This is a genomic window from Streptomyces katrae (assembly GCF_000966975.1).
GTDB classification, from domain to species: Bacteria; Actinomycetota; Actinomycetes; order Streptomycetales; family Streptomycetaceae; genus Streptomyces; species Streptomyces katrae.
Window position 1 is genome coordinate 1 of the sequence record NZ_JZWV01000520.1, and the last position, 15285, is coordinate 15285.

The 15285-nt window shown below is 73.2% G+C and carries 12 protein-coding genes; 9 read left to right on the plus strand and 3 right to left on the minus strand.

Translation table 11 applies throughout. The features are described from left to right. Positions 1–707 (plus strand): RNA polymerase sigma factor (locus tag VR44_RS18955; RefSeq protein ID WP_045948727.1); only part of this gene is annotated, 707 nt, incomplete at its 5' end. A 100-nt stretch (positions 708–807) separates the two neighbouring features. After that, the gene (locus tag VR44_RS18960) at positions 808–1662 is read left to right on the plus strand and encodes a S1 family peptidase (RefSeq protein WP_045948728.1); all 855 of its coding nucleotides are present in this window, start codon (positions 808–810) and stop codon (positions 1660–1662) included. A 198-nt stretch (positions 1663–1860) separates the two neighbouring features. Here the strand turns inward: VR44_RS18960 and VR44_RS18965 are convergent, their stop codons facing one another. Next, positions 1861–2097, minus strand: a complete 237-nt coding sequence (locus VR44_RS18965; RefSeq protein ID WP_042813742.1) for a DUF7455 domain-containing protein — start codon at positions 2095–2097, stop codon at positions 1861–1863. A 447-nt stretch (positions 2098–2544) separates the two neighbouring features. Here VR44_RS18965 and VR44_RS18970 point away from each other — a divergent pair, with 447 nt between their 5' ends. The 3 genes from VR44_RS18970 (at position 2545) to VR44_RS18980 (ending at position 6885) form a co-directional block, all read left to right on the plus strand. Beyond that, positions 2545–4665, plus strand: a complete 2121-nt coding sequence (locus VR44_RS18970; protein WP_045948729.1) for a DNA gyrase/topoisomerase IV subunit B — start codon at positions 2545–2547, stop codon at positions 4663–4665. A 139-nt stretch (positions 4666–4804) separates the two neighbouring features. Beyond that, complete coding sequence (locus VR44_RS18975; RefSeq protein WP_045948730.1) at positions 4805–5296, plus strand: DUF485 domain-containing protein; 492 nt, start codon at positions 4805–4807, stop codon at positions 5294–5296. Beyond that, positions 5293–6885, plus strand: a complete 1593-nt coding sequence (locus tag VR44_RS18980) for a solute symporter family protein (RefSeq protein ID WP_045948731.1) — start codon at positions 5293–5295, stop codon at positions 6883–6885. Before VR44_RS18975 ends, VR44_RS18980 begins: the two co-directional genes overlap by 4 nt. A gap of 18 nt (positions 6886–6903) precedes the next feature. Here VR44_RS18980 and VR44_RS18985 read toward each other — a convergent pair whose 3' ends face one another. Beyond that, positions 6904–7602: a DUF7342 family protein gene (locus tag VR44_RS18985; RefSeq protein WP_094191745.1), complete on the minus strand. Its 699-nt coding sequence runs from the start codon at positions 7600–7602 to the stop codon at positions 6904–6906. After that, entirely contained in the window at positions 7599–9215 is a 1617-nt protein-coding gene (locus VR44_RS18990) for a sensor histidine kinase (protein WP_045948732.1), read from the minus strand. Before VR44_RS18990 ends, VR44_RS18985 begins: the two co-directional genes overlap by 4 nt. 164 nt (positions 9216–9379) lie before the next feature. On the opposite strand from VR44_RS18990, the gene VR44_RS18995 reads away from it, so the two are divergent. The 4 genes from VR44_RS18995 to VR44_RS19010 form a co-directional block, all read left to right on the plus strand. Beyond that, positions 9380–11071 (plus strand): sensor histidine kinase, encoded by a 1692-nt coding sequence (locus VR44_RS18995; RefSeq protein WP_094191746.1) that lies wholly within the window; start codon positions 9380–9382, stop codon positions 11069–11071. Beyond that, positions 11068–11742, plus strand: coding sequence for a response regulator (locus VR44_RS19000; RefSeq protein WP_045948733.1), 675 nt, complete (start codon positions 11068–11070; stop codon positions 11740–11742). Before VR44_RS18995 ends, VR44_RS19000 begins: the two co-directional genes overlap by 4 nt. 147 nt (positions 11743–11889) lie before the next feature. Next, positions 11890–12678: an ABC transporter ATP-binding protein gene (locus VR44_RS19005; protein ID WP_045948734.1), complete on the plus strand. Its 789-nt coding sequence runs from the start codon at positions 11890–11892 to the stop codon at positions 12676–12678. Positions 12679–12769: 91 nt separating this feature from the next. Next, positions 12770–15285, plus strand: a 2516-nt coding sequence (locus VR44_RS19010) for an ABC transporter permease (protein ID WP_045948735.1), incomplete at its 3' end; no start/stop codon positions are given.

A 15285-nucleotide genomic window follows, 5' to 3' on the forward strand; every position in this document is an offset into this window, starting at 1 on the left:
ACCTGCTGGAGGCCAACCTCCGCCTCGTGGTCTCCCTGGCCAAGCGCTACACGGGCCGCGGCATGCTCTTCCTGGATCTGATCCAGGAGGGGAACCTGGGTCTGATCCGCGCGGTCGAGAAGTTCGACTACACCAAGGGCTACAAGTTCTCCACCTACGCCACGTGGTGGATCCGTCAGGCGATCACCCGCGCCATGGCCGACCAGGCCCGCACCATCCGCATCCCGGTGCACATGGTCGAAGTGATCAACAAGCTGGCCCGTGTGCAGCGCCAGATGCTCCAGGACCTGGGCCGCGAACCCACCCCGGAGGAGCTGGCCAAGGAACTCGACATGACCCCCGAGAAGGTCATCGAGGTCCAGAAGTACGGCCGCGAGCCGATCTCCCTGCACACGCCGCTCGGCGAGGACGGCGACAGCGAGTTCGGCGACCTGATCGAGGACTCCGAGGCGGTCGTGCCCGCCGACGCCGTGAGCTTCACGCTCCTGCAGGAGCAACTGCACTCGGTCCTCGACACGCTCAGCGAGCGCGAGGCCGGCGTGGTCTCGATGCGCTTCGGGCTGACCGACGGCCAGCCCAAGACCCTCGACGAGATCGGCAAGGTCTACGGGGTCACCCGCGAGCGCATCCGCCAGATCGAGTCCAAGACCATGTCGAAGCTGCGCCACCCGTCGCGCTCCCAGGTGCTGCGCGACTACCTGGACTGACCGGACGGCAGGGGCGTACGGCGGTGGCCGCGCGGGTGCGCGCGGCCACCGGGCATCCCACTCTGGGTGGAGTCATGCACACTCGGAGTCAGGAGGCCCCATGCGTCGACCCTTCGCCCGTGCCCTGGCGGGCGCACTGACCCTGGTGGCGGGAGCGGCCGTGGCGCCGTTGGCCCAGGCGCCCACGGCAGCGGCGGACAGCGTGGTCATAGGCGGGCAGCCGGTGAAGGTGGCCGACAGCCCGTGGGTCGTGGCCCTCGCCAGCCGTGACCGGTTCGGGGGTATCCGTGACGGGCAGTTCTGTGGGGGAGTCCTCGTCGCCCCGACCACGGTGGTGACGGCGGCCCACTGCCTCGGCCGACAGGTGCTGGGCGGGCCGGTCGACTCCGTCGCCGACTTCCGGGTGATCACCGGCCGCACGGAGCTGCGCGCCCCCGACGGGCGCGAGATCGCCGTCCGCGCGGCCCGGGTGAACCCGGCGTACGACCCCGGGACCAACGCCGGCGACCTCGCGGTGCTGGAACTGGCCGAAGCGGTGCCGGCGGACCACGTGCTCCCCATGGCCGGCGACGGCCACCCCGGCTACGAGGCGGGCACCGGAGCGGCGGTGTACGGCTGGGGCGACACGAGCGGCTTCGGGGACTACGCCTACGGACTGCGGGCGGCGCAGGTGACCGTCCTGGACGACGAGGTCTGCCGGCGGGCCTACCCGGGCAACTCGGACGGCCAGTACCGGGCCGACTCCATGGTGTGCGCGGGCGACCGGTCGGGCGGGAAGGACGCCTGCCAGGGGGACAGCGGCGGCCCGCTGGTCGCCCGGGGCCGGCTGATCGGCCTGGTGTCCTGGGGGCGCGGTTGCGGGCGCGCCGACAGCCCGGGCGTCTACACCCGGATCGCCCCGCTGATCGACTTCGTGAGCGGCCTCCAGAGGGGCGGGCGGCCGAGCGGGGTCTAGGGCATCGCGGAGCGCGTCCGCAGGCGCTCCAGGAGCCCCGTACGGCCCGGCGCGGGGGCGCGGAGGCCGGAGGGCGCCCTCCGGCGCGGTGGAAGGGCCTCGGATATGAGGACGGGCGGCCCCTCTGGGTCTCAGAGGGGCCGCCCGTCGACCGGCCTTGCCGGTCCTGGCTCGTCGGATGCGAGGTCAGGCCTTGTGTCAGCGGTCCTCGTGGTCGGCTGCGTGGGCGGCCGGAGCGGACGTCAGCCGCTCGGTCTCATCCTGTATTTCCGCGGCGATCTTCTTGAGTTCCGGCTCGAACTTACGCCCGTGGTGGGCGCAGAAGAGCAGTTCACCACCGCTCAGGAGGACGACGCGCAGATATGCCTGGGCGCCGCAACGGTCGCATCGGTCAGCGGCCGTCAGCGGGGTCGCGGGTGTCAGAACAGTAGTCACGTCGCCTCTTCTCTAGCTCGACGAGCTGTCGTACCAGGGTCAACATCCAACCAGGCCGAAAACGTTCCCGCTCGCGGCTTTTCCTCGAAACTTCCTTCCGAAGCTGGCCGGCTGCTGCCGGTTGGCGGCGAAGGAGCCGTATTGCGTTGCTTTACGGTTTCGCGTTGTCAGTCGTTCGCTTGTAGCAGTTCTCGTCCTCCCCGGCGCGAGTGCCGGTTGTTCATGAGGACGTGCCCGAACCCTAAATGGTTCATGCCTGGAAGGGAACGTGATGTTTGCTTCACCCTCACGGGGGATCGAACACCCGTGCGGATCTGCACTAGGCTGTGGAGTGCGCGAGGGTGGCGTTGCATCGGCTCTACCAGGCCTCGGTACCCTTCGACGGGCGACCGAGCCGCCCCCGCGCCCCAGCGGGCCAGAAAAGAAATTCAGCGAGGAGCGAACTGCGTGACCGCCGACACGTCCGTGCCTTCCAGCGCGCTGCTGTCCGGAGCAGACCGGGACGGTTCCAACTACACCGCGCGGCACCTGCTCGTCCTCGAAGGCCTCGAGGCCGTCCGCAAGCGCCCCGGCATGTATATCGGCTCCACCGACAGCCGAGGCCTGATGCACTGCCTCTGGGAGATCATCGACAATTCCGTCGACGAGGCCCTGGGCGGCTACTGCGACCACATCGAGGTCGTCCTGCACGAGGACGCCTCGGTCGAGGTCCGCGACAACGGCCGAGGCATCCCGGTCGACGTCGAGCCCAAGACCGGCCTGTCCGGCGTCGAGGTCGTCATGACCAAGCTGCACGCCGGCGGCAAGTTCGGCGGCGGCTCGTACGCGGCCTCCGGCGGCCTGCACGGCGTCGGCGCCTCCGTGGTCAACGCCCTGTCGGCCCGCCTCGACGTCGAGGTCGACCGCGGCAGCTCCACGCACGCCATCAGCTTCCGGCGCGGCGTGCCCGGGCTCTTCACGGAGCAGGGCCCCGACAGCCCCTTCGACCCCACCGGCGGCCTGCGCAAGGTCAAGCGGATCGCCAAGGGCAAGACCGGAACCCGGATCCGCTACTGGTCCGACCGCCAGATCTTCCTCAAGGACGCCCGCCTCTCCCTGGAGACGCTCTACCAGCGCGCCCGCCAGACCGCGTTCCTCGTGCCCGGCCTGACCATCGTCGTCCGCGACGAGCGGGCCATCGACGGCGCCGGCAAGACCGAGGAGACGTTCCGCTACGACGGCGGCATCAGCGAGTTCTGCGACTACCTCGCCCAGGACAAGGCCGTCTGCGACGTGCTGCGCCTGACCGGCGCGGGCACGTTCAAGGAGACCGTCCCCGTCCTCGACGACCGCGGCCACATGACCCCCACCGAGGTCACCCGCGAGCTGGGCGTGGACATCGCCCTGCGCTGGGGCACGGGGTACGAGACCACCCTCAAGTCCTTCGTGAACATCATCGCCACCCCCAAGGGCGGCACCCACGTGGCCGGATTCGAGCGGTCGGTCACCAAGACCGTGAACGAGGTGCTGCGCTCCGCCAAGCTCCTGCGCGTCGCCGAGGACGACGTCGTCAAGGACGACGCCATGGAGGGCCTGACGGCGGTCGTCACCGTCCGCCTCGCCGAGCCCCAGTTCGAGGGCCAGACGAAGGAGGTGCTCGGCACCTCCGCGGCCACCCGGATCGTCGCCGCCGTCGTCGCCAAGGAGCTCAAGGCCTTCCTGACGTCCACCAAGCGCGACGACAAGCAGCAGGCCCGCGCCGTGATGGAGAAGATCGTCGCGGCCGCCCGGACCCGGATCGCGGCCCGCCAGCACAAGGAGGCCCAGCGCCGCAAGACCGCGCTGGAGACCTCCTCGCTGCCGGCCAAGCTGGCCGACTGCCGCAGCGACGACGTGGACCGCAGCGAGCTCTTCATCGTCGAGGGGGACTCGGCCCTCGGTACGGCCAAGCTCGCCCGGAACTCCGAGTTCCAGGCGCTGCTGCCGATCCGCGGCAAGATCCTCAACGTCCAGAAGTCCTCGGTCTCGGACATGCTCAAGAACGCCGAGTGCGGCGCGATCATCCAGGTCATAGGAGCCGGCTCCGGCCGCACCTTCGACATCGACGCCGCCCGGTACGGGAAGGTCATCATGATGACCGACGCCGACGTCGACGGCTCCCACATCCGCACCCTGCTGCTGACCCTCTTCCAGCGGTACATGCGCCCGATGGTCGAGGCCGGCCGGGTCTTCGCGGCCGTCCCGCCGCTGCACCGGATCGAGCTGGTCCAGCCCAAGAAGGGCCAGGACAAGTACGTCTACACGTACTCGGACCACGAGCTGCGCCAGACGCTGCTGGAGTTCCAGCGCAAGAACATCCGCTACAAGGACGCCATCCAGCGCTACAAGGGCCTCGGCGAGATGGACGCGGACCAGCTCGCGGAAACCACGATGGACCCGCGCCACCGCACCCTGCGGCGGATCAACATCGGCGACCTGGAGGCGGCCGAGCAGGTCTTCGACCTCCTCATGGGCAACGAGGTCGCCCCGCGCAAGGAGTTCATCACCAGCTCGGCCGCGACCCTGGACCGCTCGCGCATCGACGCCTGATCCGGATCCCCGCGCGTCCCGGCGCTCTTCGCCCCTCACCTGATGGAGTGAAGAGCGCCAGGACGCCAGTCCGGAAAGCGACCATTCGGCACATCCTTGTGAGCACGCCGCCGATGCGGCGACGGACAAGGAGAGTTCGGTGGACAAGCGCGAAGGTCGTGAAGCCGGAACGGTCCGGCTGAACGACCCCTGGTACGACGCCCTGGCCACGGGCTGGGGCGAGGGTGCGGAAGCCTTCCCGCCGCGCCGGCCCCCGGCGGACCGCGGCGATGACCTCCGCGCGTCCGACATCTACCTGGAGGTGCAGCGCAGCGCCGCCTTCCAGGAGGTCAGGGGCCGGTACCGAAGGTTCGTCGTCCCCGCGACCGCCGGTTTCCTCCTCTGGTACGTCGCCTACGTGGTCGCGGCCACCACCGCACCCGGGCTGATGGCGCGGCCGGTGGTGGGATCGGTCAACGTGGCCCTGCTGGCGGGCCTCGGCCAGTTCCTCAGCACCTTCCTGCTGACCTGGGCCTACTCCCGGCACGCCCGGCTGCGCCGGGACGGTGCCGCGCTCGACCTGCGCTGGACCGTCTTCGAGCGGGAACGCGGTCAGGAGCGCGGCCGCGGCGGGCGGGGGGAGGGCCGGTGACCTCCGAACACCAGACGCTCGCGCTGATCCTGTTCAGCCTGTTCATCGCCGTCACCCTCGGCATCACCACCTGGGTCAGCCGCCGGAGGCACGGCTCCACGGAGGAGTTCTACGCGGGCGGGAGACTGTTCTCCCCGATGGAGAACGGTTTCGCCATTGCCGGCGACTACATGTCCGCCGCCTCCTTCCTCGGGGTCTCCGGGCTGATCTCCCTCTTCGGCTACGACGGCCTGCTGTACCTGATCGGCTTCCTCGTGGCCTGGCTGATGGTGCTGTTCCTGGTCGCCGAACTGGTGCGCAACTGCGGTCGCTTCACCCTCGCCGACGTCGTCGCCGCGCGGATGAGCGAGCGGCCCGTGCGGATCGCCGCCGGGTCCTCCTCGGTGGTGGTCTCGGTGCTGTACCTGGTCGCGCAGATGGTCGGCGCGGGCAGCCTGGTGGGTCTGCTGCTGTCGGACACCGGCCCCGCCGCGCGGACCCTGACGGTGGTCGGGGTCGGCGCGCTGATGGTGGTGTACGTGGCCTTCGGCGGGATGCGGGCCACCACCTGGATCCAGATCGTCAAGGCCGTCCTGCTGATCGGCGGGGCGATCGCCCTCACCGTGCTGGTCCTGGTGCGCTTCCACGGGAACCTCGACCAGCTCCTCGCCTCCGCCGCCCAACGCAGCGGGTACGGGGCCCGGTTCCTGAGCCCGGGCCTCAAGTACGGCGGGGGCTGGACCTCGCGCGTCGACTTCATGAGCCTGGGCCTGGCCCTGGTCCTCGGCACGGCGGGCCTGCCGCACATCCTGTCGCGCTTCTACACCGTCCCGACCGCGCGGGCCGCCCGCCGGTCGGCGGTGTGGGCGATCGGGCTGATCGGGGGCTTCTACCTGATGACCATCGTGCTCGGCCTGGGGGCGGCCGCCCTGGTGGGGCCCGACGCGGTGCGGGCGTCCAGCGCCTCCGGCAACACGGCCGTACCGCTGCTGGCGGGATTCCTCGGCGGGGGCGCCGACTCCACCGGCGGCGCGGTGCTCTTCGCCCTCGTGGCGGCCATCGCCTTCGCGACGATCCTCGCCGTGGTCGCCGGGATCACCCTGGCCTCCTCGGCCTCCGTCGCGCACGACCTCTACGCCTCCCTCAGGCGGCGGCGGGCCCGGCAGCGCAGCGAGGTGGCCGTGGCCCGGGTGGCGGCCGTGGGGATCGGGGCGGTGGCCATCGCCCTGGGGCTGCTCGCCCAGGATATGAACGTGGCCTTCCTGGTGGGCCTGGCCTTCGCCGTGGCGGCCTCCGCGAACCTGCCGGTGCTGCTGTACTCGCTGTTCTGGCGCGGCTTCACCACCCGCGGGGCCGTCTGGTCGGTCTACGGGGGGCTGGTCCCGGCGCTGCTGCTGGTCGTCCTGTCGCCGGTGGTCTCCGGGAGTCCCGGATCACTCTTCCCGGGCCTGGACTTCCAGTACTTCCCGCTGCAGAACCCGGGGATCGTCTCCATTCCGCTCGGCTTCCTGGCGGGCTGGCTGGGTACGGTCACCTCCGCCGAGGAGCCTGACGAGCGCAAGTACGCCCAGACGGAGGTCCGTTCCCTGACGGGCGCCGGCGCGGTGTGAGTTCCGTCGGGCGGCGCCTCAGGTACCGGCCGACGGGACCCAGGTGTAGCGGTGTTCCGGGCGGCCGGTCTCGCCGTAGCGCAGGGCCAGGGAGACGCGGCCGGCCCGGTCCAGGAGCTTCAGGTAGCGCTGGGCGGTCTGGCGGCTGATGCCGGCCCGGTCGGCGATCTGCTGCGTGGACAGCGGGCCCTCGGCCGTGCGCAGCACCCGGCGGACCAGCTCGGCGGTGGTGGGGGAGTGGCCCTTGGGGAGCTCGTTGGGTGTGCCGGCCGAGGCGAGGGCCCCGAAGATCCGGTCCACCTCGGCCTGTTCGGCCTCGCCGCCCCCGGACAGGGAGCGGCGCAGGGCCGCATAGGCCTCCAGTTTGGCGCGCAGGCCGGCGAAGGTGAACGGCTTGACCAGGTACTGGAGGGCGCCGAGCCGCATGGCGGCCTGGACGGTGGTCAGGTCCCGGGCGGCCGTGACCATGATCACGTCGGTGTGCCGGCCGAGCTGGCGCAGGCGGCGCACCAGGTCCAGGCCGGTCCCGTCGGGGAGGTAGTGGTCGAGCAGGACCAGGTCCACCGGGCGGGTGGTGAGGAACTCCAGTGCCGCGGCCGCCGAATGGGCTTCGCCCGACACCTGGAACCCGGGAACCTTCGCCACGTACGCCGCGTTGATACGGGCAACACGCATGTCGTCGTCGACGACCAATACGTGGATCGGGGACTCCTTCACCGCAGGGCCTCCGGGAGTACGACGGAGAACTCCGCCCCTCCGTCCTCTGCTTCACCGGCCCGGGCGCTGCCGCCCTGCCGCTCCGCGAGGCGGCGTACGAGGGCGAGGCCCAGCCCGCGCTCGCGGTGGGCCGCGGGCTGCTTGGTCGACCAGCCCTCCGTGAAGATCTCCTCGCGGCGTCCGGCGGGGATCCCGGGGCCGCTGTCGCGCACCCGGAGGACGGCGGTGCGTCCTTCGGCGCGGATGCCGACCTCGACCAGGGGCGTGGCGGAGCCGGCCGCCGCGTCCAGGGCGTTGTCGACGAGGTTGCCGAGGATCGTGACGAGGCCGCCGGGGTCCACCAGGCGGTCGGGGAGGAGGGAGTCTGGGGCGAGGCGCAGCGGGACGCCGCGCTCCGCCGCGACGGTGGCCTTGCCCACCAGCAGTGCGGCCAGCAGCGGGTCGTGGATCTTCTCGGTGACCTGCTCGGCCGTGGTGCGGTGCACGCCCACGACCTCGGTCACGAACGCGGCCGCCTCCTCGTGCAGGCCCAGTTCGAGGAGGCCGAGCAGGGTGTGGAGGCGGTTGGCGTGCTCGTGGTCCTGGGCGCGCAGGGCGTCGATCAGGCCCTTGGTGGAGTCGAGCTCGCGGCTCAGGTGCTCCAGTTCGGTGCGGTCGCGCAGGGTGGCGACGGCCCCGCCGTCGGCGGTGGGCATCCGGTTGGCGACCAGGACGCGCGGGCCCTGGACGGTCAGGAGGTCGCGGCCGGTGACGCGGCCGGCCAGGACGTCGCTGGTGCGGCCCGCGCCGAGGACCTCGTCCAGCGGCCGGCCGGCCAGGGCCTCGGTGCGGTCCTGGTCGAGGCCCAGCAGCCGGGCCGCCTCGTCGTTGACGAGGCGCACCCGGTCGTTCCGGTCGAGGGCGATCACGCCCTCGCGGATGGAGTGCAGCATCGCCTCGCGTTCCGCGAGCAGGCCGGCGATGTCGGAGAAGGCCAGGTCCCGGGTCTGCCGTTGGATCCGGCGGGAAAGGAGGAAGGCGGCGAGGGCGCCGGCGGCCAGGGCGCCGCCGGCGTAGGCGAGGAGGCCGGGGATGGCGCCGAGCAGCCGGTCGCGCACGCTGTCGTAGGCGATGCCGACGGAGACGGCTCCGACGATCTCCCCGTCGGCGGCGACGAGGGGGACCTTGCCGCGGGCGGAGCGGCCGAGGGTGCCCTGGTCGATCTCCATCACCTCGTGTCCGGCGAGGACGTCGCCCGGGTCGGTGGAGACGGGCAGGCCGATGCGGTCCGGGCTGGGGTGGGAGCGGCGGATCCCCTTCAGGTCGAGGACGACGACGTACTCGGCTCCGGTCGCGCTGCGGATCCGCTCGGCCGCGGCCTGGACGGGGCTGTCGGGAGAGGGCGCAGACCTGAGCAGGTCGGCGGCCAGGGTGGGGTCCGCGGCCGCGCTCTGGGCGATGGCCAGCGCGCGCCGCATCGCCTGGTCGTCCAGCTGGTGGCTCAGGGGCGCCAGGAAGAGGCCCGTGGCCAGGACGAGGACCCCCGCGGCGATGGCCAGCTGGGTGAGCAGGATCTGCGAGACGGCGCGTCGGGGCAGGCCGAGGCGACGGACACGCAGGGGGAGGAACCGCATGACTGGTAACCGTAGGGCGGCGGGCGCGGAAGCGGAACGCCCGTCGCTCAGGTCCACCCGGCCTGTCACCGACCGTGATCGGGGTCCGGCCCGGTCACCGCCGGGCCCGGGCGGGAGAGGGTCTCTCTGTCTTTTGGCAGAGGGGCGGATCGGCCGCGGGGAGCATGCCCTCGCTGGTTGCGGAATCGATACTGGTCAGCGTGGTGAGCTCTCCTCCGTTCCGTCTTCGTCGTCCGCTCCGGGGACCCGTGCGCGCGGTCGCGGAGACGGCCTGGGTGCTGCTCGCCGGGCTGGGGGTGTGGGTGGCGGTCGGTTACCTCGGGGTGCTTCCGCGCCCGTACCTCCAGTTGCTCGCGCTGGCCGTCGGAGCGGGCCTCTTCCCGCTGCGCCGCCGCTTTCCGGCCACTGTCCTCCTCGTCCTCGCGGCGCTGACCGGTCTGGCTTCCTGCGTCGGCCCGGTCACCGCGGCGACCGCGTACACGGTGGCGCGGCGGACGGTCCGGGCGCGGACGCGGGCCCGGCTGCTGGCCGGGGCGGCGGCGCTGCTGGTGGTGTGCGCGACGGTGGCCGCGCCCTGGCTCGGTCCGGGGCCGCTGCCGTACGGGCTTGCGCTCGGGCTGGTCCTGACGCCGACGGCCGTGCTCGTGCCCGGGCTGGTCGGTACCTCGTACGGGCAGCAGCGGCGCCTGGTGCGGGCGCTGCGCGAGCGCGGGGACGCGGCCGAGCGGGCGCGCCGGCTCGCCGACAGCGAGGCCCGCATCCACGAGCGCTCCCGGATCGCCGCGGAGATGCACGATCTGCTGGGGCACCGGCTCAGCCTCATCTCCCTGCACGCGGGCGGGCTGGAGCTGGCACTGGAGCACGCCGATCCCGAGCTGCGCGAGGAGGCCGTGCTGGTGCGGCGGACCACCCGGGACGCCCTGGGCGAGCTGCGCCAGGCCCTCGGGGTGCTCGGGCCGCTGGGCCGGGACACCGGCCCGGAGGCCCTCACCGACGCCACCGGCACCCGGGCCGACATCGAGGCGCTGGTGGCCCGCTCCCGGGACGGCGGGATCGCCGTACGGCTGGACTGGACGGGCCCGGACCTCGACGGCCGCCCGGCGGGGGTGCGCAGGGCGGTGCACCGGGTGGTGCGGGAATCGCTGACCAACGTGCACCGGTACGCAGGCGCGGCGCACGTCGCCGTGACCGTCACCCACGGAGAGGAGACGGCGCGGGTCACCGTCCGCAACGGCGCTCCGCCCGCCTCCGCCGTTCCCGCCGCGGGTCTGGGCACCGGCCGCGGTCTCACCGGGCTGCGGGAGCGGGTGGAACTGCTGGGCGGTACCTTCGCCGCTGCCCCGCTGCCGTCCGGCGGCTTCCTCGTGGAGGCCGCCCTGCCCGCCGAACCGGGCGAGACCCCCACCCTCAGGAGGGAGGAGGCCCCCGGCACCGGCGACGGGGCCTCCGCCGGCCCGGACCCTGCGGAACGCGGCACCGCGCAGGCGCTGACCCTGGCACTCGGGCTGGTGGCGCTGAGCGTGCTGACGGCCCTCGGGACCCTCTTCGTCCACGCCACCGCCCCGCACCGGGACGCCGGCCCGCGCCCGCTGCCCCGGGTCGGCATGACCTACGGCGACGTGATCGGGAGCGGAGTCACCGACAACGCGGCGGTCCGGGCCGCGGCCACCGGCCGTGAACCGCCGCGCCCGCCCGGCACGGCCGGCTGCGTGTACCCGTTCAACGGGGCTACCGAATCCCGCCCCGGCTCCCTGACCGTCGCCCGCTACTGCTTCGACGCCGCGGAGCGCCTCATCGCCATCGACCGCTTCACCGTCCCGTCCGTCCGGGACGCCACACCCTGGGAGACCCCGTGACCGAGCCCGCCGGTCCGATCCGCGTCCTGCTCGCCGACGACGAGGCCATGATCCGCGCCGGAGTGCGCCTGATCCTGCGGCACGCCGAAGGCATCGAGGTCGTCGCCGAGGCCCCGGACGGACGGCGGGCCGCCGAACTGGCCGCCGCCCACCACCCGGACGTGGTCCTGCTGGACATCCGGATGCCGGTCTGCGACGGGCTGGCCGCGATCGCCCCGCTGCTGGCCCTCGACCCGGCGCCGCGCGTGGTGATGCTGTCGACCTTCGGCGACGACGACAACGTGGTCAGGGCGCTGCGGGAGGGCGCCGCCGGCTTCCTGCTGAAGGACGAGGGCCCGCAGGAGCTGATCAGCGCGGTACGGGCGGCCGCCGCCGGGGACGCCGTGCTCTCCCCGGGGGTGACCGGGGCGGTGATCTCCCGGATGCTGACCGCCGGGGAGCCGCACGCCGCCGGCGGCGCGGCGGACGACCGGATCGCCCGGCTGACGGGCCGGGAGCGGGAGGTCCTGGCCATGCTCGGCGAGGGCCTGTCGAACCAGGACATCGCCGCCCGGCTCGGCATCGGCACCGGCACCGTGAAGACCCATGTGGGCGCGATCCTGGACAAGACCGGTACGACGAGCCGGGTCCAGGCGGCGCTGCTGGCCCACCGCGCAGGCCTGGCCCCCTGACCCCTTCGTCCCCCACAGGGCTGAGCTCCGCCGCCCGGTCCTCTGCCCTTCGGCAGAGCGCGGGCGCCGCGCACCGGTCTTTCGGCAGAGCTGAACTACCGCCTCCAGGGCGATGTTTGCGCAGGTCAGGGGCTTGACGATGGAAGCATGTCGCAGAACTTCCCTTCCTCGGCCTCCCCTTCCGGCGCGGCCCTCGCGGAACCGGCCGCCCGCGCCGACGGCCTGACCAAGACGTACGGCAGGGGCGAGACCCGGGTCACCGCGCTGGACGCGGTGTCCGTGGACTTCGCCCGGGGCCGGTTCACCGCCGTCATGGGCCCCTCCGGCTCCGGCAAGTCCACGCTGATGCACTGCATGGCCGGCCTGGACCCCGTCACCTCGGGCTCGGCGCGGATCGGCGGGGTCGAGCTGTCCTCCCTGAACGACCGGCAGCTGACCCGGCTGCGGCGCGAGAAGGTCGGCTTCGTCTTCCAGGGCTTCAACCTGATGCCGACGCTCACCGCCCTGGAGAACATCACCCTGCCGCTGAGGCTGGCCGGGCGGAAGCCCGACCCCGCCTGGCTGGACACCATCGTCGCCACCGTCGGGCTCTCGGGCCGGCTCGCGCACCGCCCCGCGGAACTCTCCGGCGGCCAGCAGCAGCGCGTGGCGGTGGCCCGCGCCCTGGTGTCCCGGCCCGAGATCGTCTTCGCCGACGAGCCGACCGGCAACCTCGACTCCCGCTCCGGTGCGGAGGTCCTCGGCTTCCTGCGCGACTCGGTGCGGGAGCTGGGCCAGACCGTGGTGATGGTCACCCACGACCCGGTGGCCGCGGCCCACGCCGACCGGGTGGTCTTCCTCGCCGACGGCCGCCTGGTGGACGAGCTGTACGAGCCGTCCTCCGGGGCCGTGCTCGACCGGATGCTCGCCTTCGAGGGCCGCGGCCGCACCTCCTGACCCGGCCGCCTCCGCTCCTCCCGGCCACCTCCGCTCCTCCCACCGCCTCCGCTCTTCCCGCCCGCCGCGCCACACCACCCGAAAGCCCGCCATGCTGCGAACAGCCCTGCGCAACGTCCTCGCGCACAAGGCCCGTCTGGCCATGACCGTCCTCGCGGTCTGCCTCGGGGTCGCGTTCATCTCCGGCTCGCTCGTCTTCGCCGAGTCCACCACCGCCGCCTACCGGGCCTCCATGGCACGGAACTACGCGGGAACCGCGGTCACAGTGGACCCCAAGTACCCCCTCGGCGCCCCCGCCGACCAGCGCGAGTCCGCCCTCGACGACGCGCTCGTGGCCAAGCTGGCGGCCGTCCCCGGCGTCGCCGCGGCCCGCCCGGCCGTCGACGGTTCGGCCACCCTGGCCGCAAAGGACGGCACCCCGCTGCGCGCCGGCCACACCATGGGGAAGCAGGCCGCCGCCTACGTCCCCGGCCCCGACGGCAAGGACGGCCGCTACCCGCTGACCGCCGGCCGGGCCCCGCTCACCTCCGGCGAGGTGGCCCTGGACCGGGGCACCGCCGAGGCCGGCGGCTACTCCCTCGGCGACACCGTCAGGCTGGCCGTCGACGGCCCCGTCCTGCGGCTGCGGCTGGTCGGCATCGTCTCGACCACCGACACCCGGGTGACCGCGGGCGGCACCCTCGCCGTGCTCGACAAGGCCACCGCCCAGGGACTGTTCGCCGGCCCGGGCCGGTACACGGGGATCGACCTCTCCGCCACCTCCGGCACCGACCCGTACGACCTCGCCCGGCGCGTCGGCGCCCTGCTGCCGGCGGACCGGGCCGAGGCGGTCACCACGGCCTCGCTCGCCGCCCAGCAGTCGGTCTTCATCGACACGAAGACCAGCAGCTACTCCCGGCTGCCCCTGATCTTCGCCGTGGTCTCCCTCTTCATCGGCTCGTTCCTGATCATCAACACCTTCACCATGCTCGTCACCCGGCGCTCCCGGGAGATCGCCCTGCTGCGCGCGATCGGCGCCACCCGACGGCAGGTGACCGGTTCCGTGCTCGCCGAGGCGGCGCTGGTCGGGCTCCTCGCCTCGGTGCTCGGCTTCGTCCTCGGCCTCGGTGTCGCCGCCGTCCTGCCCGGCCTCCTCGGCACCGCGGACGACCTGCTGCCCCGGGGCCCGCTCGTGATCGGCCCCGCCCCGGTGCTCGCCTCCCTGGCCGTCGGCGTCGGCGTCACGGTCCTCGCCGCCTGGCTGCCCTCCCGCCGGGCGGCCAGGATCGCGCCCGTCGAGGCGATGCGCACCGCCGAGCAGCTGCCCTCCGTGGCCCTGTCCCGGATCCGGGGCGCGGCCGGAGCCGCCGTACTCCTCGTCGGCGCCGGGCTGCTGGTCTCGCTGGACGACGCCCGCAGCGCCTCGGACGCCAACCTGCGGACCGCGATGTTCGGCTGCGGGATCCTCGTCACGGGGCTGATCCTGCTGGCCCCGCTGCTGGCCGGCCCGGTCATCCGTCTCCTCGGCCGCCTCACCGGCCGGTTCGGGGTCGTGGGCGACCTCGCGCGGGACAACGCCCTGCGCGACCCCCGGCGTACGGCGGCCACGGCCGTCGCCCTGATGATCAGCACCGCGCTGGTCTGCGGCCTCGCCGTCATCGAGCACTCCTCCAGCCGGGCCCTGGACTCCCAGGCCGCCGCCGGGCTGAGCGCCGACTACGTCATCAGCACCCGGGGCAACACCACGGCCATCGACGCGGCCGCCGTGCAACGGGTCGCCGCCCTGCCCGGGGTCACGACCGCCTCGGCCGTCGCGGACTCCACCTTCTCGGCCGGGGCCCTCGCCCGGCAGGCCTCCGGTGTCGACCCGAAGACCGTGGGGGCCGTCATGAAGCTGCGTTTCACCAGCGGTTCGGCCGAGGGCATCGGCCCGGGCCGGATCGCCGTCTCCAGCAGCTTCGCCCGGGAGAACCGGCTCGTCACCGGCGGGCGGGTCGAGGGGAGCATCGGCCCCGGCGAGGGCGACCGCGACCGTACCTTCACCGTCGTCGGGATCTACGAGGACAACCCCACCGCGCAGGACGTCCTCGTCGACCGGGGCGAGGTGCAGCGCCACGGCTTCCTGCGCGACTCCGTCCAGCGCGTCCTCGTCCGTACCGGCCCGGGCGCGGCGGACATGGAGAAGCGGCTGCGCCTCGCCGTCGACGACAGCCCGCTGCTGAAGGTGCAGGACCGGAGCGGGCTCGTCCGGGAGCAGGCCGGTGTGGCCGGCGACCTGATGAGCATGGTGTTCGGGCTGCTCGGCATCGGGGTGGTCATCTCCGCCCTCGGCATGGTCAACACGCTCGCCATGTCGGTGGCCGAACGCACCCGCGAGATCGGCGTCCTGCGCGCCATCGGCATGGACCGCGCCGGGATCCGCCGGATGATCCGGCTCGAATCCCTCGCCGTCGCCGCCTTCGGGACCCTGCTGGGCCTGGCCGGCGGCCTGTTCGGGGCGTGGAAGGTCAGCGGACTCGCCAACGGGGCCATTCCCCGCTACACGTTCTCCCTCCCCTGGGGAACCCTCGCCCTGGTCGTCGTCCTCTCGCTGGCGGTCGGCGCCGCGGCGGCCGCGCTCCCGGCCCG

Coding starts and splice junctions, on each gene's coding strand:
- VR44_RS19005 (WP_045948734.1), top strand. CDS start 11,890: ATGTCGCAGAACTTCCCTTCCTCGGCCTCCCCTTCCGGCGCGGCCCTC.
- VR44_RS18990 (WP_045948732.1), bottom strand. CDS start 9,215: ATGCGGTTCCTCCCCCTGCGTGTCCGTCGCCTCGGCCTGCCCCGACGC.
- VR44_RS18995 (WP_094191746.1), top strand. CDS start 9,380: ATGCCCTCGCTGGTTGCGGAATCGATACTGGTCAGCGTGGTGAGCTCT.
- VR44_RS18960 (WP_045948728.1), top strand. CDS start 808: ATGCGTCGACCCTTCGCCCGTGCCCTGGCGGGCGCACTGACCCTGGTG.